At 53.4% G+C, this 24,220-nt stretch carries 20 protein-coding genes, 2 pseudogenes and 1 riboswitch; of the genes and pseudogenes, 10 read left to right on the plus strand and 12 right to left on the minus strand.

Going from position 1 to position 24,220, the window contains the following annotated elements; genetic code table 11:
• The 7 genes from H0247_RS15485 to ada all read right to left on the minus strand — a co-directional run bounded on the left by H0247_RS15485 (position 1) and on the right by ada (position 8,346).
• Positions 1-687 (minus strand): GntR family transcriptional regulator, encoded by a 687-nt coding sequence (locus tag H0247_RS15485; protein WP_180743477.1) that lies wholly within the window; start codon positions 685-687, stop codon positions 1-3.
• 89 nt (positions 688-776) lie between these two features.
• Positions 777-2,243, minus strand: a complete 1,467-nt coding sequence (locus tag H0247_RS15490; RefSeq protein ID WP_180743345.1) for a mannitol dehydrogenase family protein — start codon at positions 2,241-2,243, stop codon at positions 777-779.
• Between the two features lie 103 nt (positions 2,244-2,346).
• Complete coding sequence (locus H0247_RS15495) at positions 2,347-3,720, minus strand: MFS transporter (protein ID WP_180743346.1); 1,374 nt, start codon at positions 3,718-3,720, stop codon at positions 2,347-2,349.
• 398 nt (positions 3,721-4,118) lie between these two features.
• Positions 4,119-5,141 (minus strand): Zn-dependent oxidoreductase, encoded by a 1,023-nt coding sequence (locus H0247_RS15500; protein WP_180743347.1) that lies wholly within the window; start codon positions 5,139-5,141, stop codon positions 4,119-4,121.
• A gap of 29 nt (positions 5,142-5,170) precedes the next feature.
• Entirely contained in the window at positions 5,171-6,385 is a 1,215-nt protein-coding gene (gene manD / locus H0247_RS15505; protein WP_180743348.1) for a D-mannonate dehydratase ManD, read from the minus strand.
• Positions 6,386-6,562: 177 nt separating this feature from the next.
• On the minus strand, positions 6,563-7,219 hold the full coding sequence (alkB, locus tag H0247_RS15510; protein WP_180743349.1) for a DNA oxidative demethylase AlkB: 657 nt from the start codon (positions 7,217-7,219) through the stop codon (positions 6,563-6,565).
• Between the two features lie 29 nt (positions 7,220-7,248).
• Positions 7,249-8,346, minus strand: a complete 1,098-nt coding sequence (gene ada / locus H0247_RS15515; protein WP_180743350.1) for a bifunctional DNA-binding transcriptional regulator/O6-methylguanine-DNA methyltransferase Ada — start codon at positions 8,344-8,346, stop codon at positions 7,249-7,251.
• A 205-nt stretch (positions 8,347-8,551) separates the two neighbouring features.
• Between ada and H0247_RS15520 the strand changes: the two genes are divergently transcribed.
• Positions 8,552-9,214 (plus strand): DNA-3-methyladenine glycosylase, encoded by a 663-nt coding sequence (locus tag H0247_RS15520; protein WP_180743351.1) that lies wholly within the window; start codon positions 8,552-8,554, stop codon positions 9,212-9,214.
• 22 nt (positions 9,215-9,236) lie between these two features.
• Here the strand turns inward: H0247_RS15520 and H0247_RS15525 are convergent.
• Positions 9,237-9,422 (minus strand): annotated as a pseudogene (locus H0247_RS15525) (chlorhexidine efflux transporter); the annotation flags it as partial.
• On the opposite strand from H0247_RS15525, the pseudogene H0247_RS19860 reads away from it, so the two are divergent.
• Both H0247_RS19860 and fumA read left to right on the plus strand, forming a co-directional pair.
• Positions 9,409-9,504: pseudogene (locus H0247_RS19860) on the plus strand (helix-hairpin-helix domain-containing protein); the annotation flags it as partial. The pseudogenes H0247_RS15525 and H0247_RS19860 sit on opposite strands and share 14 nt — an antisense overlap.
• 453 nt (positions 9,505-9,957) lie before the next feature.
• Positions 9,958-11,601: a class I fumarate hydratase FumA gene (gene fumA, locus H0247_RS15530; protein WP_039497095.1), complete on the plus strand. Its 1,644-nt coding sequence runs from the start codon at positions 9,958-9,960 to the stop codon at positions 11,599-11,601.
• Between the two features lie 286 nt (positions 11,602-11,887).
• On the opposite strand, the gene norR is transcribed toward fumA, so the two are convergent.
• Positions 11,888-13,426: a nitric oxide reductase transcriptional regulator NorR gene (gene norR, locus H0247_RS15535; RefSeq protein ID WP_180743352.1), complete on the minus strand. Its 1,539-nt coding sequence runs from the start codon at positions 13,424-13,426 to the stop codon at positions 11,888-11,890.
• Between the two features lie 165 nt (positions 13,427-13,591).
• Here norR and norV point away from each other — a divergent pair, with 165 nt between their 5' ends.
• The 3 genes from norV to tehB all read left to right on the plus strand — a co-directional run bounded on the left by norV (position 13,592) and on the right by tehB (position 17,273).
• Positions 13,592-15,121 (plus strand): anaerobic nitric oxide reductase flavorubredoxin, encoded by a 1,530-nt coding sequence (gene norV, locus H0247_RS15540; RefSeq protein ID WP_180743353.1) that lies wholly within the window; start codon positions 13,592-13,594, stop codon positions 15,119-15,121.
• Positions 15,122-15,131: 10 nt separating this feature from the next.
• The gene (norW, locus tag H0247_RS15545; RefSeq protein WP_180743478.1) at positions 15,132-16,310 is read left to right on the plus strand and encodes an NADH:flavorubredoxin reductase NorW; all 1,179 of its coding nucleotides are present in this window, start codon (positions 15,132-15,134) and stop codon (positions 16,308-16,310) included.
• A gap of 102 nt (positions 16,311-16,412) precedes the next feature.
• Positions 16,413-17,273: an SAM-dependent methyltransferase TehB gene (gene tehB, locus H0247_RS15550; protein WP_180743354.1), complete on the plus strand. Its 861-nt coding sequence runs from the start codon at positions 16,413-16,415 to the stop codon at positions 17,271-17,273.
• 86 nt (positions 17,274-17,359) lie between these two features.
• Here the strand turns inward: tehB and ribB are convergent, their stop codons facing one another.
• The gene (gene ribB / locus H0247_RS15555; protein WP_104210040.1) at positions 17,360-18,013 is read right to left on the minus strand and encodes a 3,4-dihydroxy-2-butanone-4-phosphate synthase; all 654 of its coding nucleotides are present in this window, start codon (positions 18,011-18,013) and stop codon (positions 17,360-17,362) included.
• 126 nt (positions 18,014-18,139) lie between these two features.
• Positions 18,140-18,317: riboswitch (FMN riboswitch) on the minus strand.
• Positions 18,318-18,569: 252 nt separating this feature from the next.
• Between ribB and ubiK the strand changes: the two genes are divergently transcribed.
• On the plus strand, positions 18,570-18,851 hold the full coding sequence (gene ubiK, locus H0247_RS15560) for a ubiquinone biosynthesis accessory factor UbiK (RefSeq protein ID WP_048256443.1): 282 nt from the start codon (positions 18,570-18,572) through the stop codon (positions 18,849-18,851).
• An 84-nt stretch (positions 18,852-18,935) separates the two neighbouring features.
• On the opposite strand, the gene yjeH is transcribed toward ubiK, so the two are convergent.
• Positions 18,936-20,189, minus strand: a complete 1,254-nt coding sequence (yjeH, locus tag H0247_RS15565; RefSeq protein ID WP_180743355.1) for an L-methionine/branched-chain amino acid transporter — start codon at positions 20,187-20,189, stop codon at positions 18,936-18,938.
• 128 nt (positions 20,190-20,317) lie between these two features.
• A complete protein-coding gene (gene zipA, locus H0247_RS15570; RefSeq protein WP_180743356.1) occupies positions 20,318-21,343 on the minus strand; it encodes a cell division protein ZipA in 1,026 nt (341 codons plus the stop codon).
• A 224-nt stretch (positions 21,344-21,567) separates the two neighbouring features.
• Between zipA and cysZ the strand changes: the two genes are divergently transcribed.
• From cysZ to ptsH, 3 genes are all read left to right on the plus strand, one after another.
• Entirely contained in the window at positions 21,568-22,359 is a 792-nt protein-coding gene (gene cysZ, locus H0247_RS15575; protein ID WP_180743357.1) for a sulfate transporter CysZ, read from the plus strand.
• Between the two features lie 162 nt (positions 22,360-22,521).
• Complete coding sequence (gene cysK / locus H0247_RS15580) at positions 22,522-23,490, plus strand: cysteine synthase A (protein WP_180743358.1); 969 nt, start codon at positions 22,522-22,524, stop codon at positions 23,488-23,490.
• 434 nt (positions 23,491-23,924) lie between these two features.
• Positions 23,925-24,182 (plus strand): phosphocarrier protein Hpr, encoded by a 258-nt coding sequence (ptsH, locus tag H0247_RS15585; protein WP_005971891.1) that lies wholly within the window; start codon positions 23,925-23,927, stop codon positions 24,180-24,182.
• Positions 24,183-24,220: the final 38 nt, after the last annotated feature.

Raw genomic sequence — 24,220 nt, forward strand, 5'->3', positions numbered from 1 at the left:
TCAGACGTGCTCGAACCAGTCACTATTCTGTTGCGCAATCGGCGTGATCGAATAGATCATTTCCTGCAAATGCTCACGAATCGCTTTTTCCGCGGCATCAGGATCGCGCGCTTTCAGGGCACTAAAAATCAGGTAGTGTTGTTGGATCAGGCTAACCGGCGGAGAAACCTGGCTCAGGCTGAGAAAACGTACGCGATCCATCGTCGCTTTGATCGATTCGATGGTTTCCCACGCCAGTGGACAGTTGGCAATCTGCGTAAGAAGCTGATGGAAACTGTCATCAAGACTGAGAAACTCGCGCACCTGCTCATTCTGCGCAGCCAGTTCCTGACGGCGTAAGTTGTGCTCCAGCGTCAGCAGTTGTTCATCTGTCACCATTTCTGCAGCCCGACGTACAATCGCGCACTCCAGCGCCTGACGGATAAAGCGGGCATCTGCCACGCGCTGCTCGGAGATCTTCATGACAAACGTGCCGCGCTGCGGCAGGATCTGCACCAATCCAGCCTCTGCCAGCTTGATAAAAGCCTCTCGAACCGGCTGGCGGGACACATCAAAACGCACAGAAATTTCTTTTTCAGACAGCAGCTTACCCGGCGGAATATTGCATTCCACAATGTCTTTGCGCAGTACGCGATAAATTTGCTGATTGACTGGTTCGTTGTTGTTGATCTGAAAAGAGGTATCCATGCCGCTGTGCTTAGCCAAGAAATTTACCGCTTATGATACACGCTTAGCGCAGCGAGTGTCAGTCTTACCGCACCCGCGGCGCTTTCGTCCTACCAAGACATCTCCTGCAAAGTGCCCTTCACGCCCTTCGCTAACAGCGACAGGTAGTGCTGCGTCACCGCATCGACAAAGACTGGATTGTTCGGTAAATCCTCACCAAAAATCGCCGTCAGCGTCAGCAATGCCGCAACACGGCTTTCACCTTCTGAGCTGCGTTGCACCGTTTCAGCAATCTGATCTTTTAGCGGATCGCTGATCTCAATCGGTTTTCCTTGTTCATCCACACCGCCGACATAGCGCATCCAGCCTGCCACACCGAGTGCCAGTGCATCAAAACGGCTGTCGCGCGCCAGATGCCAGCGGATCGAATCCAGCATCCGCTGCGGCAGTTTCTGCGAACCGTCCATCGCAATCTGCCACGTACGGTGCTTTAACGCCCGATTTCGATAGCGATCCAACAGCGCCTCCGCATAGGCCGCGAGATCAACCCCCTGTGTCCGTAGCGTTGGCGCTTGCTCATCCAGCATCAGATGGTGCGCCGCCGCGACCAGATCGCCGTCCTGCATGCACTCACTGATATGCTGATAGCCCGCCAAATACCCCAGATACGCCAGAAACGAGTGGCTGCCGTTCAACATGCGCAACTTCATTTCCTCAAACGGCAGCACATCCTGTACCAGCTCCGCGCCCGCTTTTTCCCATGCGGGGCGGCCGTTAACGAAGTTATCTTCAATCACCCACTGGAAGAACGGTTCACAGGCGATGCCCGCCGGATCGGCCACACCCAGTTGCCCTTGAATCGTCTCAAGCGTTTCCTCGGTGATAGCCGGAACAATTCGGTCCACCATGGTGGACGGAAAGGTGACGTGCTGCTCAATCCAGCGCGCCAGTTCGACATCCTGCTGTTCGGCCAGTTGCACGAGCACGTTGCGCGTAACGTGCCCGTTCTCTGGCATATTGTCGCAGGACATCACGCTGAATGCCGGTAGCTGGCGTTCCCGTCTGCGTTTGATGGCAGCCAGAATCACGCCGGGCAGCGAGCGTGGTTCTGTAGGGGACGCCAGGTCATGGCAAATCAGCGGATGTTCAAGATTCAACTGCCCCGTCGCCGGATGGTGGCAATAGCCTTTCTCCGTGACGGTAATCGACACAATGGCGATATCCGGTGCGCTTAGCGCTTCCAGCACCGCATCGATGCCTTCGACTTCCGCATGCAGCGCACCGGTTGCTACGCCGATGACTCGGCTATTCCAGCCGCTGTCCGCCATTTCGGACACCGACCACAGTAAATCCTGCTGGCGAATAGCCTCAATCTGCTGCTCGCCGCCAATCAGGTTGATTTCACAATAACCCCAGTCGCTGCCGTGCTCCATCGCTAACTTATCGGCACAGACTGCCTGATGCGCTCGGTGGAATGCGCCAAAGCCAATATGCGCAATACGTGTTTTTAGCAGGCTGCGGTCGTAACGCGGCACCACAACCTGCGGTTTAAGAGTAGAAAATTCGCTGATACTCATCGTTATCCTTGATAGGTGATTCAAAAAATACGTCTTCGCCCTAAATGATTCGAGTTGCAGTAAGGTCACCTCATCTGCAACTCGAACAATGACAATCTGAACGTTATGCCGCGTCGTCTAATTCATCTAAATCGCGATCTTTCACTTCCGGCATGCAGATAGCCGCAAATAAGCCAATCACTGAGTAGGCAATCAGCATCACGACAATCGGCCACCAGGAACCCGTCATGTTGCAGAAAATACCGGCTAATACTGGACCGAAACCAACGGCAACTAACCCACCGGTTTCTTTGGCAATCGCCATTTGCGTAAAGCGGCTACGCCCACCAAACATTTCTGCCAGAGTGATATTCTCCAGTGCAAATAATCCCAGCACCGCGAAGTTATGAATAATGATGATGCTGACGATAATGACATTCACGCTATTCTCTTTATCAACAATAAGAGAGAGCATTGGGTAGGCTAGTAATATCGCCGAGATATTCAGAATAATATAAGGTATGCGACGCCCCACTTTATCCGATAGCCATCCTAATAACGGAATGGTGATAAAACCGATAATAGAACTGATCATCAAGGCATCTGTTGGAATATATTTCTCAAACAGCAGCGTTTGAACCAAATATCCCGCTAGGAAGGTCTGAATTAATCCTGAATTTCCCGCCTGACCAAAACGTAACCCAACCGCCAGCCAAAATGCTTTGCCTCTGAACATCGACAATATGGATTTTTGCTCGCTTTGCTCAACCACCAGTGCGGGGGATGGCTCTTCAGTACCGGATACATCATTGCTGACTTTCTCAAAGACTGGGCTTTCTTTCAGGTTCATGCGCAGCCAGATCGCGAATATCATCACGATGACGCTAGCCAGGAACGGCACACGCCAGCCCCATGCCAATAATTCTTCTCTGGAGAGGGCAAAGAACATGAAGGCCCAAATAGCCGTGGCGCTAAGCGTACCGCAGTTGGTGCCCATAGCCACCAGTGAGGAAATAATCCCGCGTTTCCCCTTCGGCGCATATTCCGCCAGCATCGTTCCCGCACCGGAGATCTCCGCCCCTGCACCTACACCCTGTACGATACGCAAGGTCACCAGCAAGATCGGTGCGAAAATACCGATCTGCGCGTAGGTCGGCAGCACGCCGATTAACGTGGTACAGATACCCATCATGGTAATGGTAATAAAGAGCACTTTCTTTCTACCAATGGAGTCACCCATGCGGCCGAAAATAAAGGCGCCGACAATACGTGCCACGTAGCCAGCACCATAGGTGCCCATTGCCAGAATCAGCGCCATCGCCGCCGATTGTTCAGGGAAGAAGATTTCATGGAAGACCAGCGCCGCCCCGAGCGAATACAGTTGGAAATCCATAAATTCCAATGCGGTGCCCAGCCAGCCGGATACCGCCGCTTTGACTAAGTCAGAGGTACTTCTTGCAGGCTTATTTTGTCCAGATGCTATCTTATGCTTATTCATATATATACTCTCGACGATTTGTAATTATGGTAGAGCACAGTAAATAAAATTACCGTTCATCATGGTGTCGAAATCCACTCCAGTCCGTTATTAGCGGCCTGGAGTAATTAAGAGAGAAATAATTACTTAAAATGAATCATGATATTATTATGTAGTCGATAACGTTTTTCCTTTTATACCCGTCATACTTCAAGCTGCTTGTGCGTTGGCCGCCCTTACTCACCCCAGTCACTTACCTGAGTAAGCTCTTGGGGATTCGCTCGGTTGCCGCGTTACAAGGCCATAAATGGGCCTTGCCCTAAAGGGTCAACGCAGAGCGTTGTTCAAAACGCTAACGTTTTGTCACGCAAATCGAATTATTTAGGGTATATATCATTCGGTGACATTATTTATATCTGTCATGCATCATTAAATTTCAGCAGGACTTTGCAGCAGCGTTTTTGATCTTTTTCAAAAACTTCAATTGCCTGTACAACCTCCTGATAATCAAACCGGTGAGTAATCAGTTTTTCCGGATCGATACGTTTCTCTTTCAGCCACGCAATCACGATTGGGAATTTGTTGGCATTCAACCGTGATGAGAAAATGGAGAGCTCTTTGCTGGTGATGCCCTGCTGGCTAACCTGACAAGGTTCGCTGGAAAAACCCATGATGGCGATACGTGCCGCAGGAGACGCAATCGTAATCGCTTCCTGCAAAATAGACGGATGGCAGGCAGCATCAACAATCAGCGTAGGCTTGATATTCAACGCTTCCAGTTCGTCTTTTAAGGACAGCGATGCGTTGTTGATAACCCTGTCCGCTCCGCTGCGTAATGCCATATCCAGACGTTCAGGAATGCGATCGACGACAATGACTTCCTTCACGTTGAACACACCTTTCAGCACCTGAACCGAGGTCAACCCCATCGGCCCCGCGCCATAAATCAGGGCGACATCCTGCTCCGTCGGCTTCACCTGTGCAGTCACGTTGGCGGAAATCGTGAAAGGCTCCACCATGACGGCTAACTCATCAGGAATCTCATCCGGAATAGTGTGCGCGTTCTTCGCTGGTACGGCGGCATACTCGCTGAACCCGCCATCACGATGCACGCCCAGCACCACCAGTGAGGTACAGACGTTCGGCTTGCCGATAGAACACGGGTAGCAGTGGCCGCAGCTTACGACCGGATCGACCGACACGCGTTCGCCCAGACGGGAGGTGTCCACGCCCTCACCGACCGCTTCAATCACGCCGAAGAATTCATGTCCAATCACGCGTGGGTACTTGGCAAAAGGGTTATGCCCGCGATAGATGTGGCTGTCCGAACCACAGATGCCCGCCAGCTTCACCTTCACCCGAACTTCGCCTGCCGCTGGTTGCGGAATACTGCGTTCTTCAATCACCAACGTATTTGGCTGCTGTATCACAATGCTTTTCATGTTTTAGCCTCTTATTCCCCATTCGACCCTTACCAATTCCACAGCGTGCCGTCTTCCAGACGGGCAACCGGCAAATAAGCGGGGTCATAGGGATATTTGGCCGCCAGCTTTTCATCGAACTCGATGCCTAACCCCGGTTTTTCGCCTGGGTGCATGTAGCCATTATCGAACGTCCAGCTATGTGGGAACACTTCCAGCATTTGCTCCGAATATCCCATGTACTCCTGTACGCCGAAGTTTGGCACCCAGAGATCAAAATGCAGTGCCGCCGCCATGCAAATAGGCGACAGATCCGACGGCCCATGCGAACCGGTGCGTACCTGATAGAGTGAGGCAAAATCGGCGATGCGGCGCATGCCGGTAATGCCGCCCGCGTGGGTAATCGTCGTGCGAATGTAGTCGATGAGCTGTTCTTCGATCAGCTGCTTGCAGTCCCAGATGCTGTTAAAGACTTCCCCCACCGCAATCGGCGTGACGGTGTGTTGGCGAATTAAGCGGAAACACTCCTGATTTTCCGCCGGCGTTGGGTCCTCCATCCAGAAGAGGCGATAGTCTTCAATGCTTTTGCCAAAGCGCGCCGCTTCAATCGGCGTGAGGCGGTGGTGCATGTCGTGCAGCAGATGTTCATCAAAACCAAACTTATCGCGCACCGCTTCAAACAATTTCGGCGTGAAATCGAGGTATTTCTCCGTCGACCACAGTTGCTCTTCCGGCCAATTGCCTTTCGTCGCCGGCTCATACGCCAACCCTTTGCCCTTCGCCATGCCGTAGGTGGTTTTCATACCCGGCACGCCGCACTGCACGCGAATCGCCTTGAAGCCCTGATCGCGATGCTTGGCGTAATCGTCCAACACTTCATCAATCGAGTGGCCTGTGGTGTGGCAATACACCATCACGCCCGTGCGCGATGCGCCCCCCAGCAGTTGATAGAGCGGCATGTTGGCAGCTTTGGCTTTGATGTCCCACAGCGCCATATCGACCGCGGAAATCGCGGACATCGTTACCGGGCCACGACGCCAGTACGCGCCTTTGTAAAAATATTGCCAAATGTCTTCGATCTGGTGCGCATCGCGGCCGATAAGCTGCGGGCACACATGATCTTTGAGGTAAGAGGCGACCGGCAATTCACGCCCGTTGAGCGTCGCATCGCCGAGGCCAGTTAATCCGCTATCTGTCGTAATTTTCAGGGTGACAAAGTTCCGCCCCGGGCAGGTGACAAACACTTCAGCGCTGACAATTTTCACGTTACTTATCCTTCTATGCATGTAGCCATTCGTTTATGCTGACTACCATACAAGTATATTAATAACGATAATTTGAATCGCCTCACATTTATTCACATCTGCAACATTTATCTAAAATCACTGATTCGAGAGAAGAGAAACTGGAGTACGTAGAGGGGAGATAAATCCTTTTTACTCTTATCCAGCTTTACGAAACGTAAGATTAAAACGGCATTCGTCGGACATCCCTGCCGGCACGTTACCGCTTTTCAACGGCAAAATGCCGTGGAAATAGAGCCGTGATTCGCCGCCCCAGACCACCACATCGCCGTGCGTCAACGCCACACGCTGCGCTTTATCACTCCGCGCCTTGCCACCAAACAGGAACGTCGCGCTAAGCCCCAGCGAGACGGACACAATCGGTTGGTGAAAATCCCGTTCGTTTTTATCCTGATGCAGAGACATACGTGTGCCGACGTCATAGCGGTTGATCAGGCAGGCATCCGGTTCAAAATCAGCAAAGCCGGCTTCGCTCGCGGCCTGCTGTGCCAATCGGGAAAAAGCCTCCGGCATAGCAGGCCACGCTTCTCCGCTCAGCGGATCGTGTGAGGTGTAGCGATAGCCATGTGCATCCGTCACCCAACCGAGCGACCCGCAGTTGCTCATCGCCACCGACATCACAAAACCACCCGGCGTCACCATCTTCCGCAGCGGCGCACGCGCGGTGACGGCTTTCAGCCCCGCAAGCAATGCCGAGGCGTCATCATAGGCGCGCCCACGCAGGATAAACGCCCCCGAAGCCAGCGTTTCCGTCCAGCGACGCGGCGCTTCATCGGCAAATAAATCAACATTCACGATAATGAGTCCCCTTGCGGATGCGTGCCCTATTCTTTCTCCAGCCGTTCTTTGTCCAACTGTTCTTTCTTCAACAACGCGCGTTTACGCACAATGCCCCAGCGATAGCCTGACAGCGCGCCGTCGTGTCGAACCACGCGATGACAGGGAATGGCAACCGCCAGCCGATTTGCCGCACAGGCACCCGCGACCGCACGCACGGCGGCTGGAGCGCCAATACGCTCAGCAACCTCACGATAGCTCAGCGTTTCTCCTGCGGGGATCGCCCGCAGCGCCTGCCAGACGCGCTGTTGGAATGCCGTACCGCGAATATCCAGCGGCAGCGTCAGTCCGATAGCCGGATCGTCGACAAATCCGACAACCTGTGCCATCCGTTGCTCAAACGCCGCATCGCCGCCGATCAACTGTGCGTTAACAAACATCTCCTGAAGCGCGTTGAGCAGCGATTCAGGATCGTCTCCCAACAGGATCGCGCAGATCCCTTTCTCGCTTTCCGCCACCAGCACCTCGCCGAGTGAGCAGCAAGCAACGGCAAAGTGGATCGTCATCCCTTTTCCTTTGTTCTGAAACGCCGTCGGCGTCATTCCTAAATGCGCCCCCGCTGCGGCATAAAAGCGCCCGCTGGCGTCATAGCCCGCCGCGGTAATCGCTGCGGTGACCGCTCCCTTTTCTGCCAGTTGTTCACGTAGCTGCCGATGACGATGGGCGCTGGCATACTGTTTTGGCGTCAGGCCGGTGATGGTTTTGAACACGCGATGAAAATGGAACACGCTGATCCCCACGGCTTGAGCCAGCACCGCCAGCGTCGGCTGATGCGCTGACTGCTCAATTATCCGGCACGCGTGGGCAATCTGCTGCACCTGCTGTTCCTGCCGCGAACGTGTTCCCGGACGACAGCGTTTACACGGGCGGAAACCTGCTACCTGCGCCTCGTTGGCCGTCGCGAAAAACACTACATTTTCACGCTGAGGCTGGCGTGATGCACAGGAGGGCATACAGTAAATCCCCGTCGTCTTCACCGCATAGATAAAGCAGCCGTCAGCCGCGTGATTACGTGTCACCACCGCCTGCCAGCGCGAGTCAGCATCCTGAAACGGCGTATCACTCAGCATCGTATCGTTACGCATTTGTACACCTCACTCCAATCTCGGCATTACTGCCAATCTTACTATTACTGAAAGTCATGCCATGCGCTAACACTAAGCCGAAGCCACTTTACGCACACGTGCAACGCTTGCTTTTTCATCCGAATAGTCATTTCCACATGGCGCACCATGCGGCAATCTCCTATGCTCGTTTTCTGCCTTTGCGCTCTCATCACGGAAGCCGTTTATGCCATCCCATCCGCCGTCGGATTTCACACAGCAGGCCAAAATCCATCTCAGCGCCATCAATACACGCTGGGCCAGCCTGATCGAACAGATTGGCGACTGTCGCCATCAAACCGCGCCACACCGGGAACCTTATGAGGCGCTGATGCGTGCCGTTGCCTACCAGCAGTTGACGACGCGTGCCGGAGACGCGATGGTCGCGAAGCTCCTGCGGGTACATGGTGATGTCTTCCCCAGCCCGGAACAGATGCTGGCCTGCTCCACCGACACGCTGCGGCAATGTGGTTTTTCTGCGCGTAAAGCGGATACGCTGCACGGCATCGCACAGGGTGCGCTGAGCGGACTGGTTCCCAGCCTCGAACAGGCCGCAAAAATGGATGATGACATGCTCATTCAGCAGTTGACGTCGCTCAAGGGGATCGGGCGCTGGACGGTAGAAATGTTTTTGATTTACTCGCTTGAACGCACCGACATCATGCCGCTCGACGATCTCGGTATTCGTCAGGGGTTACGCTACGCTTACGATTTGCCGGAGATGCCGAAACCGCGCGAGTTGCAGGCACTCAGCCTGCCATGTCGGCCTTATCGCACGGTGGCGTCGTGGTATTTATGGCGATCGCTTGAATTACCGGCGTATCAGAGCTTTAAACTGACACACCGGTAACGCACGAATTAACGCAAATGAATTAGCGCAGACGGGAGTTGGCCGACACCGGACGAACATGGCGACGGCGGCTCACAATGCGTTCCCGCAACGTATCGTAGGCCCAGTTATACACCACGGTGTACGGCAGGAAGAACAGGAAGAAGCCGATCTCCACCATCAGCGCCTGCCATAGCGTGACGTTCAGCATCCACGCCGCTGCGCTGACGGGCTCAACCTGCTGGAAAAATAGCCCGCAGGCACGTGCCGCCATCACTGCCGCCATTACGCTGGCAAAATCACATCAGTAATCCCATCGGCCACAGCATTGTGGCTTTATGATGTATCCGAGTTTCTTCCAGAGATAAAAAACGGATAGCCGCGTCTTTATATCGCCAGGTAATAACATTAAAGATTAAATGGTTATTGTTTTTAGTTTCACCATTTACTTTACTTAATTAAGCCAATTAAAAGAGGAATATCTTCACGTTAAATTGCGTGCCATTTCCCAGCGCATCCGCGCACAGGAAACCTCTGTCATACCGCCGTTCCACGCGTCTGCGCCGGGGAAAAAATAACACGTGCATTATTATTGTGATGTACCAAAGTGGTACTTCCCGACAAAAAACCATACTATTATGGCGATTACTACTTTTGTATTCGAGACATCCCTGTAGTGCTGCGGTAATACGCCTTAATAATAAGATGCTGAATCCTATAAGGTGAAAAATTTACTAATTAATGCAATTGCAAGTGAGAAAAAAATGTCGAATAAACCCTTCTATTACCAAGATCCTTTTCCACTCAGTAAAGATGACACCGAATATCGCCTGCTGAGCAGCGATTTTGTCTCTGTCGCCCAGTTTGAAGGTCAGGACATCCTGAAGATCGAGCCAGCCGCGTTGACCCTTCTGGCTCAGCAAGCCTTCCACGATGCCTCTTTCATGCTCCGTCCCGCCCACCAACAGCAAGTGGCCGATATTCTTAGCGATCCGGAAGCCAGCGAAAACGATAAATACGTTGCCCTGCAATTCCTGCGCAACTCAGAAATTTCCGCCAAGGGCATCCTGCCAACCTGTCAGGATACTGGTACGGCGATCATCGTCGGTAAAAAAGGCCAGAACGTCTGGACTGGCGGTAACGACGCCGAGGCGCTGTCCAAAGGCGTGTACAACACGTTCGTTGAAGACAACTTGCGTTACTCGCAGAACGCCGCGCTGGATATGTACAAAGAGGTCAACACCGGCACTAACCTGCCTGCACAGATTGACCTCTACAGCACCGAGGGCGAGGACTATAAATTCCTGTTCGTCACCAAAGGCGGCGGTTCCGCTAACAAAACCTATCTGTATCAGGAAACTAAAGCGCTGCTGACGCCGGGTAAACTGAAAAGTTTCCTGATCGAGAAAATGCGTTCACTGGGCACCGCGGCCTGTCCGCCGTACCATATCGCGTTTGTCATTGGCGGCACTTCGGCAGAAACCACGCTGAAAACCGTTAAGCTGGCGTCAACCAAGTACTACGACGAACTGCCGACCGAAGGCAATGAACATGGCCAGGCGTTTCGTGATGTCGCGCTGGAGCAGGAAATTCTGGAAGCCGCACGCGATCTGGGCCTGGGCGCGCAGTTCGGCGGTAAATATTTTGCGCACGACGTGCGGATTATCCGCCTGCCACGCCACGGCGCCTCTTGCCCTGTTGGTATGGGCGTGTCCTGCTCGGCTGACCGTAACATCAAAGGTAAGATCAACCGCAAGGGCGTCTGGCTGGAGCAGTTAGAGCAGAACCCAGGTAAATATATCCCTGAGCACCTGCGTGAAACAGGCGAAGGCGATGCGGTTAAAATCGACCTGAATCGCCCGATGGCCGAGATCCTGAAGACGCTGTCGCAGTACCCCGTATCCACCCGTCTTTCCCTGACTGGCACCATCATCGTGGGTCGTGATATTGCTCACGCCAAGCTGAAAGAACGTCTGGATAACGGCGAAGGCCTGCCGCAGTACATCAAAGATCACCCGATTTACTACGCGGGGCCGGCAAAAACGCCAGAAGGTTATCCGTCCGGCTCGTTAGGCCCAACCACCGCTGGCCGCATGGATTCCTACGTTGATTTATTGCAGGCCAACGGCGGCAGCATGATCATGCTGGCAAAAGGCAACCGCAGCCAGCAGGTGACCGACGCGTGCCATAAACACGGCGGTTTCTACCTCGGCAGCATCGGCGGCCCGGCAGCGATTCTGGCGCAGAACAGCATCAAGAGCCTGACCTGCGTGGAATACCCGGAGCTGGGTATGGAAGCTATCTGGAAAATCGAAGTTGAAGATTTTCCGGCCTTTATTCTGGTCGATGATAAAGGCAACGATTTCTTCCAGGTGATCCAGAGCGCCAAGTGCGTGAAATGCGGTTAACTCACTCTTACTGTGATTAGAGGTTAGTAGCTAACGCCAGCCGAGCGGGAGTAACGGATAGATCGTAAAGTCGCTGTAAACACGTCCATGTGCGCTCGGCTTGCGCAGATATGAATCTCATCCCTGAGATTCACCCTTTCAGGGCCGTCGCTAGCGACGTTCAAAAACGTTCCTGACGTTTTTGTCCATGGTGCAAACGCTTTACTCTTCTATTCCGTTACTCCCGTTTTCGTTCGGTAAATAGGTTTGTCTGCGGTCTACAGCGCCCCGATTTTCGGGGCGTTTTTTATTTGATGCCCAACCGCTTCGCCAGCCGATGCAGGTTGCCGCTGTCTAGTTCAAGTTCCCTTGCGCAGGATGACCAGTTGCCCTCATGGCGTGCCAGCGTTTGTTGGATGACTCGACGCTGATAGTCGTCCGTTGCCTCCCGCAGGCCGCCACTGATGAAATACGCGGGTGCCGTGTCGATAGCGCTCGACGCCCCTGCGGCGGCATGAACAGGCAGGGAGGGAAGCTCAAGATTGAAATGCTCACGCCCCAACAGCACCTCGCCCGATTCCTGTCCTGCTCTCGCCAGCACGGTGGCACGGTAAATAGCGTGTTCCAGCTCGCGCACATTCCCCGGCCAGTCGTATTGTTCCAATAGCGCGCCCGTGTCGGCCGTTAACGCCAGACGTGCCAGCCCCAGTTGCACGCGGCTGCGCTCACAGAAGAACCCCGCCAACAGCGCCACATCCTGACGGCGCTCGCGCAGCGGCGGTACGGATAGCGGGAACACGCTCAGACGGTGGAACAAGTCAGCACGAAAAGCGCCATCCAGCACCGCCTGCCGCAAGTCACGGTTAGTCGCCGCCAGCACGCGCACGTTCACTTTCAGGCTATTGTCATCACCCACGCGCTGGAGATCGCCATACTGCAATACACGCAGCAGTTTCGCCTGTAGCGTCAGCGACAGTTCGCCAATCTCATCCAGAAATAGCGTGCCGTTATCCGCCATTTCAAACTTACCGGTGCGATGATGGATCGCTCCGGTAAACGCGCCCTTCACATGACCAAACAGCTCACTCTCCGCGACCGACTCCGGCAGTGCGGCGCAGTTCAGGTACACCAGAGGATGACTTGCGCGGCTGGAACCACGATGGATTGCTCGCGCCACCAGCTCTTTACCAACGCCGGTTTCCCCCATAATCAGCACGTTCAGATCGGAGCCCGCGACGATATCGACCTCCTTCTTTAGCCGCTGCATCGGTTCCGACAGCCCGACCATTTCCTCCACGCTTTCCGCCGCCGGACTTTCAGCACGGACCGGCGCGGGCAACTGCCGCTCAAGACGCTCCATCAGCAGCGCATTGCTCAGCGCTGCCGCCGCCATCGCCCCCACCAGCCGCAGTTCTTCATCGCTAAAATGGTCGAACTGGCAGGGATCCATACCGTCCACGGTCAGCGCCCCGATCAGATTCTGATTGGCAAACAGTGGCAGGCCGACGCAAGCATGCACCTTAAGATCCTCCTGACTGGGAATCAGGCCGTCATAGGGGTCGGGAAGCTGGCTATCCGCCGGGAAGCGCACCACGTCGCCCGCACGGGCAATCGCCTCCAGACGGGGATGATCGGACAGGCGAAAGCGTCGCCCCAGCACGTCCGGCGCCAGACCGTCGATCGCCAGCGGGCGGAACAGCTGATTCTCGTAACGCAGCAGCGCCGAGGCATCACAGCGCAGCAGTTGGCGCAGGCTGTTAATCAAGCGCTGAAAACGATCCTGATTTGATAGCCCCATTTGCAACTCGATAGCGATACGGGCAAGGGCATTAATGGAGAGTGTCATGGTGTGTCCTAATGACAGAGCCTGTGTCATTAAGACAATAGGCAAACCATGTCATTTTGACAATAAGTATTTATTAAATAGTTATAAATCAATATATTAAAAATTGGCACACTTTCTGCAATCTCTACAGCATATTTCCGTATACGACTATTGAGGTTTCAGAACATGGCAATTCACGTTAAGAACAATATTCATTGGGTTGGACAACGCGACTGGGAAGTGCGTGATTTTCACGGCACGGAGTACAAGACGCTGCAAGGCAGCAGCTATAACAGTTATCTGATCCGCGAAGAAAAAACCGTGCTGATCGATACTGTCGATCACAAGTTCAGCCGCGATTTTGTGCAGAACCTGATGGCGGAAGTGGATCTGAACACGATTGACTACATTGTGATCAACCACGCCGAAGAAGATCACGCCGGGGCGCTGAGCGAACTGATGGCGCGTATTCCCAACACGCCAATTTATTGTACCCACAATGCGATCGATTCCATCACCGGTCACCATCATCACCCTGAGTGGAATTTCCATACGGTCAAAACTGGCGACAGGCTGGATATCGGTAACGGCAAGCAGTTGATCTTTATCGAAACGCCAATGCTGCACTGGCCGGATAGCATGATGACCTATATGACCGAGGACGCCGTGCTGTTCAGTAACGATGCGTTCGGTCAGCACTACTGCGATGAGCACCTGTTCAATGACGAAGTGGATCAGACAGAACTGTTCGAACAATGCCAGCGCTATTTCGCCAACATTCTGACGCCGTTCAGCCGCTTAGTCACCGCCAAGATCCATGAAGTGCTGGGCTTCAACCTCCCGCTGTCGATGGTGGCGACCTCACACGGCGTGGTATGGCGTGACGATCCTGCCCAGATCATCCACCTGTATCTGAAATGGGCGGACAGCTATCAGGAAGATCGCATCACGCTGTTTTACGACACCATGTCCAACAACACCCGCATGATGGCCGACGCCATTGCGCAAGGCATCAACGATGTCGACCCCGGCGTCGCGGTGAAAATCTATAACGTCGCCCGCCACGATAAGAACGAAATCCTGACGCAGGTCTTCCGCTCGAAAGGCGTGCTCGTCGGTTCATCTACCATGAATAACGTGATGATGCCGAAGGTCGCCGCCATACTGGAAGAGATCACTGGCCTGCGTTTCCAAAACAAGAAAGCCTCAGCGTTCGGCAGCTATGGCTGGAACGGCGGCGCGGTCGATCGCATTCAAACCCGTCTGATGGACGCCGGTTTTGAAACCACGCTGGCGCTGAAAACCAAGTGGCGTCCTGACGGTTCCGCACTGGAAATTTGCCGCGAACACGGCCGCGAAATTGCTCGTCAGTGGGCGCTGCATCCGCTGGATGATACGCCAGCCCGTCGCGTCATCTCGCCCGTAAAACAGACCACGGTGACACCACAAACCGCCAGCGCCCCGCAGGGTGTGAGCGCCCCCGCCGAGAGCGCCTGTGGTTGCAGTGAAGTCGCAGCGCCGCAGTCCGCAGCACAGCCAGCAATGCCGTCAGAAAGCGGCTGTATGCAGTGCAGCGTCTGCCAGTGGATTTACGATCCGGCACTGGGCGAGCCGATGCAGGATGTCCCCCCCGGAACCATGTGGTCGGACGTACCAGACAGCTTCCTCTGCCCGGAATGCGGGCTGGGCAAAGACGTTTTCAATCCGATTAGCTAAGGAGAGGATGATGAAAGATATCGTGATTATTGGCGCGGGCTTTGCCGCCCGCCAGCTTATTCGACAGCTCCGCAAACTGGATGCGCACTGTCCTATCCGCCTGATCACCGCTGACAGCGGCGATGAGTACAACAAACCGGATTTAAGCCATGTGATGAGCCTGCAACAGCACGCCGACGATCTGACCAAGATGCAGGCCACCGCGTTTGCCGAAGAAAACCGCATTACGCTGCTGGCCAATACGCGTGTCACCGCCATTGATCGCCATGCGCAACAGGTCGTCTGTGGTACGGAGCGTTACGATTACCATAAGCTGGTGTTCGCAACGGGAGCGAGCGCCATCGTGCCGCCAATTCCGGGATGCGAACATATGCTGACGCTCAATAGCCAGCAAGAATACCGCGCCCATGAACGTCGACTCTGGCAGGCCAAGCACGTACTGGTGCTCGGAGCCGGACTCATCGGCACTGAGCTGGCGATGGATTTGGATCGCGCGGGAAAACAAGTCACGCTGGTTGACTGTGCCAGCAACATTCTGCCGGCATTGATACCGCCTGAAGTCAGCGCGCGCCTACAATTCACGCTGACGCAACAAGGGGTTTCACTGCTGCTGAACACGACCCTGCAACAGTTGGAGAAAACCGAAACCGGTGTGCTGGCCACATTTACCGATGGCCGAACTGTCGAGGCGGACGAAGTCCTCTCCGCTATCGGTTTGCAGGCCAACACATTGCTGGCGAAAGCAGCGGGGTTAGCGGTGCAGAAAGGTATTCAGACCAATGCGCAGTTACAGACCACCGATCCGCAGATTTATGCGCTGGGCGACTGCGCGGAAATTGGCGGTAAGCTCCAGCCCTTCCTGCAACCTATTCAGCTCAGCGCCATGACGCTGGCGAAGAACCTGCTGGGTGCCAGCGAGTCCCTGACGCTGCCGCCGATGCTGGTGAAAATCAAGACGCCGCTGTTTCCGTTACAAATGGCGGGTGATACCACGCGTGGCGACTTGCACTGGCAGCAGGAATGGAACGATCAGGGGATGGTAGCGAAAGCGCTGGATCGTCAGCAGGCGCTGCGCGCCTTTGTGGTCGGCGGTGAACGGATGAAAGAGGCATTTCCGCTGCTGCGACAGCTTTCCACGACGAGTGCAACCATGACGAATGTAACCATGACGAATGTAACTACAGCCTGACACAGCAAAAATAAATGATGCATTTAAAATACATATTTCTGGTCAACCCGCGTGCGGATTAATAGAATAAAGCCATCGCTTTTGGAATTTACAGAGGTAAACATGCAAGATCTCATTTGTTATAAGAAGATGCCGCAGTGGAACAGCCAGACGCTGCCTGCCGCGTTTCAGGAAAAGCACAACACGCAGGAAGGTACCTGGGCAAAACTGACCGTTTTTAAAGGGGAAATGGCCTTCTCCATGCTGACCGAAGATGGCGAGACGCTGGAGACGTTCCGGTTCTCCGAGCAGAACCAGCCGCCGTTTGTTGAGCCACAGGCATGGCACCGCATCGTTTCCTTCTCTGACGATCTGGAATGTCAGCTCAGCTTTTTCTGCTCGGCGGAAGATTTCTATCATAAAAAATACGGTCTGACGCGAACCCACTCCGAAGTGATCAACGCAGTGCAGTACATCAAACCGGGCAAAACGCTGGATTTAGGCTGCGGCGGCGGACGTAACTCGCTGTATCTGAACCGACGTGGGTTTGACGTCACAGCCTGTGATAAGCACGAACAGAGCATTGATTCGCTGAATAACATCATCAAGAGCGAAGCGCTGGAAAACATCCGAGCGGGCGTTTACAACATCAATCTGGCGGAAATCAAAGAACAGTACGACTTTATCCTGTCAACCGTCGTGCTGATGTTTCTGGAACGCGATCGCATTCCGCACATCATCAGCAATATGCAGGACAGTACCGTTAACGGTGGCTATAACCTGATTATTGCCGCGATGTCGACGGAAGATTGCCCGTGCCCGATGCCCTTCTCGTTTACCTTTCAAGAAGGTGAGCTGAAGAACTATTACGCCGACTGGGAGATCCTCAAATACAACGAGGATATGGGTGAGTTGCACAAGACGGATGCACACGGCAACCGCATCAAACTGCGCTTTGCCACGCTACTGGCAAGAAAGCCATAAACACAGGCTGGTCATTAGAAACCTACCCCGTAAAATACAAAAGGGCCGATGAATCGGCCCTTTTGTTTGCGTGGTATCTGCGTGAATCAGCTGGCTTTGCGCTCTGCCGCAATGCGGTAAGCCACCAGATCTTCAATCGTCAGTACCGGCATGTTGTGCTGCTTGGCAAACGCGATCACTTCCGGCGCGTGCGCCATTGAGCCATCATCGTTCGTCAGTTCACACAGAACGCCAGACGGCTTCAGGCCCGCCAGCGTCATCAGGTCTACCGTTGCTTCAGTGTGACCACCGCGCGTTAACACGCCACCCGGTTGGGCGCGCAGCGGAAATACGTGACCAGGGCGATTCAGGTCACTCGGCTTGGCGTTATCCGCAATCGCAGCACGAATGGTGGTCAGGCGGTCGGCAGCGGAAACCCCCGTTGTAACGCCTTCGGCAGCTTCAATCGTTACAGTGAACGCCGTTTGGTAATGGCTGGAGTTCTTCTCCACCATCATCGGCAATTCTAACTGCTGGCGACGCTCTTCCGTCAGGCACAGGCACACAATGCCACTCCCGTGACGAATCGTCAGCGCCATTTGTTCAACAGTCATATTTTCAGCGGAGAAGATCATGTCACCTTCGTTTTCACGATCTTCATCATCCAACACCAGCACGCCGCGGCCATGACGCAGTGCATCAAGTGCGCGTTCTACGCGTTCGGTAGGATTGCCAAATTCAGAAAGTAATGTCTGATTCATGGTAAAAACCTCAATGTTATTATGAATTACCAGAATCAGGGCGAGCTTGAGGAGTAACCATTACGACTGGTTGCATAGTAATAGTTAGCAAAAATAACGCGAGCGAGCATGTAGCCCGACAGATACCGTTACTCTCTCCCATCCGGACTTTAACCGTCGGCCCCGGAATTACACCGGATCTGCTGACCCCACATTGCGAAATCGATAATCAACATCGAAAAACACAGTATGAGCGCTCGCGGGCTTCCAGTATGTATACTGGTTTACCGCCGGTGGGGAATTACACCCCGCCCTGAGAATAAGCGCATTTACTATAACGCTAATACCTCGACAGGGCAATTGATCCGCCGCAGGAAATAGGGCAAAACGTATGCTGAATTGCAGTAAAACTATTCTCAATTACAGTAAAACTATTCTGAATTACAGTAAAACCATGCTGAATATGTGCAAAGCAGGAAGCGGATTTAGTTTATCCATCTCACAACTCGCATTACACTTACTCTCGCATTACACTTGCTGTAGTAGTGACTTTACATAACCTAATCAGGAAAGCGACATGATTGACCCAAAGAAGATTGAGCAAATCGCCCGTCAAGTGCATGAATCTATGCCAAAAGGTATCCGGGAATTGGGTGATGATGTAGAGAAAAAGATTCGTCAGGTCTTGCAAGCACAGCTGACCCGATTGGATTTGGTGAACCGTGAAGAGTTCGATATTCAGACGCAGGTTCTGCTCCGCACGCGCGAGAAGATTGCCCGCCTGGAACAGCGTATGACCGAGCTGGAAGCGAAATTGTCTACGGAAGAAAAGCCTGCCGCAGCGCCGGAAAACGACTAATCCTTCCCCTGTCATCATCACGATGCAACGCCCTAGTCAGGGCGTTGCTCAATTCCCAAATAGCAATATTGAGAAAAAACGAACTCAGTGAGAAAGCAGTTCAACCGACTTACGCGGCAGGAACAGCCACAGTACGACCAGCATGATTAACGCATACAGCGATTTCCAGCCGATCATCAGCAACAGCGCACAGCAAAGAAAACCGCCGATTGCCGCCATCACACGCGCACGTCCTTTCAGTAAACGCCATCCAGCCAGCATACACAGCAAATAGATCAGCACAAAGATACCGTTCGCGTACACAATCAGCAGATCCAGCGGTAGCCTGAGCCAGTAAATTAACAGGCAGCACACCAAACAGCAGCTCACGACAACCGACAGCGCATTTACCGGCGCATGTCCTGCGGACAGCTTTGCCAATGCGCTGCTTCGCGGTGCCTGCGACCAGACGAGGCGGGCGAAACCCTGCGTATAAATATTCACGCTGGCAAAGCAAGCCAGATACCCGACAAAGCAGGCAATCCACAGTGCATGTTCACCAAACAATTGCACAACGATACCCGGCAGTGACGCCGTGGCCGCCATCCCCTCACCATAAGCCTTAAAATGCAATACCGCCACTGTGCATCCCCAGTAAACCGCGCCAGCAACCAGCATGCCGATGAGTAAAGCCCGCGGAAAATCGCGCTCCGGCACCCGGAATTCCGTCGCCATATGGGCAAACGCTTCAAGACCCACGAAGCACCAGAACATCACAGCCAGCGCGCCAAAGGTGTTAGACCATGACAGTTCACTCACCGACGGCCAAGGAATGTGTGCGGGCGTAATATCACCCTGCCACCAGATGGCAACGACCAATCCCACCACCAACATCGCGATAACGATCTGAATATTGGCGCTGGATCCTGCACTACGTAGGCCAAGCAGCCAGATACCGCCCAGCGTCAGCAACTGTACGCAAAGCAACCCCAGATCACTCCAGCCAAACGCCGCCTGCCAGAATCCAGCGGCAATTTGCAAGGCAGCAGGCAGACCCAGTGGAATAACGGACAGGAATAGCCAGCCGGTCACTCGCGCCATGCGCGGCCCAAAGGCCTGGTTAACAAAGTGCGCGGCTCCGCCCGCATTAGGAAAATGTTGCCCCAGTGAGGCAAAGCCAATGGCGATAGGGAAAACAAACAGAATCAAGATCGGCCATGCCCACAGGCTATCTTGCTGTGCCAGTTGCGCGACCAACGCAGGAACCGCAAACACCCCTGTCCCCAGCAACGAAGTCGACAGCAGCCCCACGCCCTGGATTAGACCAAGCTCTTGTTTTAATCCTTTTGCTTCACTCACAACGTTTCACCTTTTCTTGCTTTTTACACCACACCACGGCTGGGACTAAAAATAAAAAAGCCTCCACTAACGGAGGCTTCTCTCACCCACTGCATTCACAAACTTATGCTTTCACATAGATAGTGCTATCAGGCGTTGGCTTTCAGCACATCGCGGATGCGGGCTTTGTAGGATTCAACCTTCTGTGGTGTCATCATGCGACGTTCATCATCCTGCACCACGCCGCCAACATCATCAGCAATACGCTGGGCAGACTGTAACATCAGTTTAAAATTCTGGCTGGCGTCGCCATAAGACGGCACCATCATGAAAATAGACACACCGGGCGTCGAGAATTCGGACATCGCGTCCACATTAAACGAACCGGGCTTCACCATATTCGCCAGACTGAACAACACCGGGCCAGCACCCGCTGGGTTTACATGACGATGGAAAATGTTCATTTCACCAAACTGGAAACCGGCCTGAAGCAGGCTTTGCAACAGCAGCTCGCCGCCAATAACCCCGCCCTGATGCGCCACGACGTGCAGCACCAGAACCGCTTCTTTTGCCGCAACGGGCTCAACAGGCTCAGCGGGTTGCTGAGGCTGTGCAGGCTGAACCTTCTCATGCAGCGAATGCGCAGCAGGCTGCTGCGGAACGGACTGCGGCGCATCATAGGCAAATGACTCACGCGGCGAATCAATGTTCGACTGAGATGGACTTGGCGTTTCTCTGGGACTGACAACCTGCGGGTTGCTATCGCCACGCACCAGCGAACGCGGAGAATCCACTGGCGTGGCTTCATCCAGTAAAGGATCGTAAGAAGAGACGGGAGACAGGTGCTCGAACGGCGATTTCGCCTCTAGGCGAACGTCTTCGCGTGCACTGCTGTTATCAAATGGCCGGTTATCAAACGAAGAGTTATCAAATGACGCACTGCCAAATGAAGGCTCACTCTGTTGCGGGCGCGCACCCTTCACGCGAACGTCGCCAACGCCTTCATCCAGTTCGTCAAGCTGTGCTTCATCACGCGCTTTCTTTGCACGCTTAACCGGGCGGTCACGAAAAAGGGACGAGCGCTCTTTACGGCTAGTCCACAAGCCGTGCAGTAACAGCGCTATTATGGCGATCGCGCCAACAACGATTAATATCAGACGCAAGTCCTGCATCATTGCTATCCCAGTTGTTCCAACAATACATTGCCACCACGGCAAATACTTATACTACTAACTCTATTTGCCTGAGTACACAAGTGCAAGCCTGCACGGTACTTTATGACAATAAAGATAGATACAACGCACTTTTTTGCTGTTTTTTCATCCAAGTACGGGCTAGTCAGCATAAGACCATCCCGATATGATGCCTCAACAAACAAATGACTGAGTATATTGTCACTATGTCTTTCGAAAAACCGTCTTACGGCAACACCGCAGGCCAGGTTCGCAGCGGAATACACTATTTTCTTGCTGGATGGCGTTTGATCTCACTACCGGGCATTCGGCGTTTCGTCATCCTCCCCTTACTGATGAACATCGTGCTGATGGGTGGCGCTTTCTGGTGGCTTTTCACCCGGTTGAGTGATTGGATTCCTCAGCTCATGAGCCACATTCCAAGCTGGCTGCAATGGCTCAGCTACCTCATTTGGCCACTCGCCGTCCTCTCCATCCTGCTGGTATTCAGCTACCTATTCAGTACGATAGCCAACTTTATTGCCGCACCGTTTAACGGCTTGCTGGCGGAACAGTTGGAAGCAAAATTAACCGGCCAGACGCTGCCGGACGGCGGCATGCTCGGCATCGCCAAGGATGTCCCGCGGATTATGAAGCGTGAGGCCCAAAAGCTAGCGTATTACCTGCCACGCGCAATTGTACTATTGCTTCTCTATTTCATCCCCGGCATCGGGCAAACTGTCGCGCCGGTGCTGTGGTTCCTGTTCAGCGCGTGGATGCTGGCGATTCAGTACTGCGATTATCCCTTTGATAACCACAAAGTGGGCTTTTCCACCATGCGGCAGGCATTACGCCGTCACAAGGTCGCCAATATGCAGTTTGGCGCCCTGGTCAGCCTGTTTACGCTGGTGCCTTTTTTGAATCTGGTCATCATGCCCGTCGCGGTATGTGGCGCAACGCAGCTGTGGGTGGATCGCTATCGGGATCTGTCTGCGACGCTGCCGAAAAAAGCGTCATAAAAAGCGCATGTGCACTGGCTGATCGGGGCCAGTGCTTTCTATTGTAATGAAAAGATATTTCTTAAGAACATAACGATATAGCAATTCTTTACTTCACTGAAAGGTGTGAACGAGTATTCTCTCTACGTTCGCAAAAATTTCATACAGTTATAAGGACAGGCTATGAGCAAGATCTACGAAGACAATTCTTTCACAATCGGCCATACGCCGCTGGTTCGCCTGAACCGTATCGGCAACGGACGCATTCTGGCTAAAGTGGAATCCCGCAACCCCAGCTTCAGCGTAAAATGCCGTATCGGCGCCAACCTGATTTGGGACGCAGAAAAACGCGGAGTTCTCAAACCAGGTATTGAACTGGTTGAACCGACCAGCGGAAACACAGGGATTGCTCTGGCCTACGTCGCAGCGGCTCGCGGTTACAAACTCACGCTCACCATGCCAGAAACCATGAGCATCGAGCGCCGTAAACTGCTGAAAGCGCTGGGCGCCAACTTGGTGCTGACCGAAGGCGCGAAAGGGATGAAAGGTGCCATCGCCAAAGCGGAAGAGATTGTCGCCAGCGATCCGAGCCGTTATCTGCTGCTACAGCAGTTCAGCAACCCTGCTAACCCAGAAATTCACGAGAAAACTACCGGTCCTGAAATCTGGGAAGACACAGACGGTCAGGTTGATGTCTTTATCTCCGGCGTCGGTACCGGCGGTACGCTGACCGGTGTCAGCCGCTACCTCAAGAACACCAAAGGCAAAGCCATCATCAGCGTAGCGGTTGAACCTACTGATTCACCTGTGATCTCTCAGGCGCTGGCTGGCGAAGAGCTGAAACCAGGCCCGCACAAGATTCAGGGCATTGGCGCGGGTTTCATTCCGGGTAACCTAGATCTGAAATTGATTGACCGCGTAGAAAAAATCACCAATGAAGAAGCGATCAGCACTGCACGCCGTTTGATGGAAGAAGAAGGCATTCTGGCTGGGATTTCTTCCGGTGCCGCCGTTGCCGCCGCGCTGAATTTGCTCAAAGAGAAAGAGTTTGAAGGCAAAACCATCGTTGTGATTCTGCCTTCTTCCGGCGAACGTTACCTCAGCACGGCACTCTTTGCCGACCTGTTCACTGAGCAAGAACTGCAGCAATAACCTCCCGGCCACACTCGAGCAACAAGTGACCAATGTGTTAAAAAAGCACCTATTTAGGTGCTTTTTTGTGGCACACTTCAAACTTTATACTACATACAGATTGCTTTTCTATATCAGGTTTAGTATTTAACCGAACAATTATTTTGATGCGTGAAATTAATGTCAGACAAATACCACGCCCCATCACATTGTTTTTTGTCCTGCGCACGATAGCCACATCGCCGTTTTGCGACCGAGGTTAAGATAATGGGTAGCGGGAGCGATGGTATTTGATGGTATTTTATCCAGGAAATACGTTTGACGGTTTTCTTGTCGCATCGTGGGCCCGCCCCTGTAACATAAATCAGGCGCAGACCAAACAGGCTAAAGTTCAGCGAATCAGCTAAACTTTAGTTCCACAACATTAATTTAATCCATAAGTTGGGGAAAAAAGCATGTTCCAGCAAGAAGTGACTATCACCGCACCGAATGGCCTGCACACTCGTCCCGCTGCTCAGTTCGTTAAAGAAGCCAAAGGCTTCACTTCTGAAATCACCGTGACGTCCAACGGCAAGAGCGCCAGCGCCAAGAGCCTGTTCAAATTACAAACACTCGGCTTAACCCAAGGAACTGTGGTTACTATCGCTGCGGAAGGCGAAGACGAACAAAAAGCGGTTGAACACCTGGTCAAACTGATGGCTGAGCTCGAGTAATCGACGAGTTTTTTAGTGAACACCAGAATCGAGTAAGG

It is taken from the genome of Pectobacterium sp. CFBP8739, from assembly GCF_013449375.1.
GTDB lineage: Bacteria > Pseudomonadota > Gammaproteobacteria > Enterobacterales > Enterobacteriaceae > Pectobacterium.

Coding starts and splice junctions, on each gene's coding strand:
- H0247_RS15520 (WP_180743351.1), top strand. CDS start 8,552: ATGCCATCCCATCCGCCGTCGGATTTCACACAGCAGGCCAAAATCCAT.
- norV (WP_180743353.1), top strand. CDS start 13,592: ATGGCAATTCACGTTAAGAACAATATTCATTGGGTTGGACAACGCGAC.
- norR (WP_180743352.1), bottom strand. CDS start 13,426: ATGACACTCTCCATTAATGCCCTTGCCCGTATCGCTATCGAGTTGCAA.
- H0247_RS15500 (WP_180743347.1), bottom strand. CDS start 5,141: ATGAAAAGCATTGTGATACAGCAGCCAAATACGTTGGTGATTGAAGAA.
- ubiK (WP_048256443.1), top strand. CDS start 18,570: ATGATTGACCCAAAGAAGATTGAGCAAATCGCCCGTCAAGTGCATGAA.
- ptsH (WP_005971891.1), top strand. CDS start 23,925: ATGTTCCAGCAAGAAGTGACTATCACCGCACCGAATGGCCTGCACACT.
- H0247_RS15485 (WP_180743477.1), bottom strand. CDS start 687: ATGGATACCTCTTTTCAGATCAACAACAACGAACCAGTCAATCAGCAA.
- fumA (WP_039497095.1), top strand. CDS start 9,958: ATGTCGAATAAACCCTTCTATTACCAAGATCCTTTTCCACTCAGTAAA.
- tehB (WP_180743354.1), top strand. CDS start 16,413: ATGCAAGATCTCATTTGTTATAAGAAGATGCCGCAGTGGAACAGCCAG.
- ada (WP_180743350.1), bottom strand. CDS start 8,346: ATGCGTAACGATACGATGCTGAGTGATACGCCGTTTCAGGATGCTGAC.
- ribB (WP_104210040.1), bottom strand. CDS start 18,013: ATGAATCAGACATTACTTTCTGAATTTGGCAATCCTACCGAACGCGTA.
- norW (WP_180743478.1), top strand. CDS start 15,132: ATGAAAGATATCGTGATTATTGGCGCGGGCTTTGCCGCCCGCCAGCTT.
- cysZ (WP_180743357.1), top strand. CDS start 21,568: ATGTCTTTCGAAAAACCGTCTTACGGCAACACCGCAGGCCAGGTTCGC.
- H0247_RS15495 (WP_180743346.1), bottom strand. CDS start 3,720: ATGAATAAGCATAAGATAGCATCTGGACAAAATAAGCCTGCAAGAAGT.
- zipA (WP_180743356.1), bottom strand. CDS start 21,343: ATGATGCAGGACTTGCGTCTGATATTAATCGTTGTTGGCGCGATCGCC.
- cysK (WP_180743358.1), top strand. CDS start 22,522: ATGAGCAAGATCTACGAAGACAATTCTTTCACAATCGGCCATACGCCG.
- H0247_RS15490 (WP_180743345.1), bottom strand. CDS start 2,243: ATGAGTATCAGCGAATTTTCTACTCTTAAACCGCAGGTTGTGGTGCCG.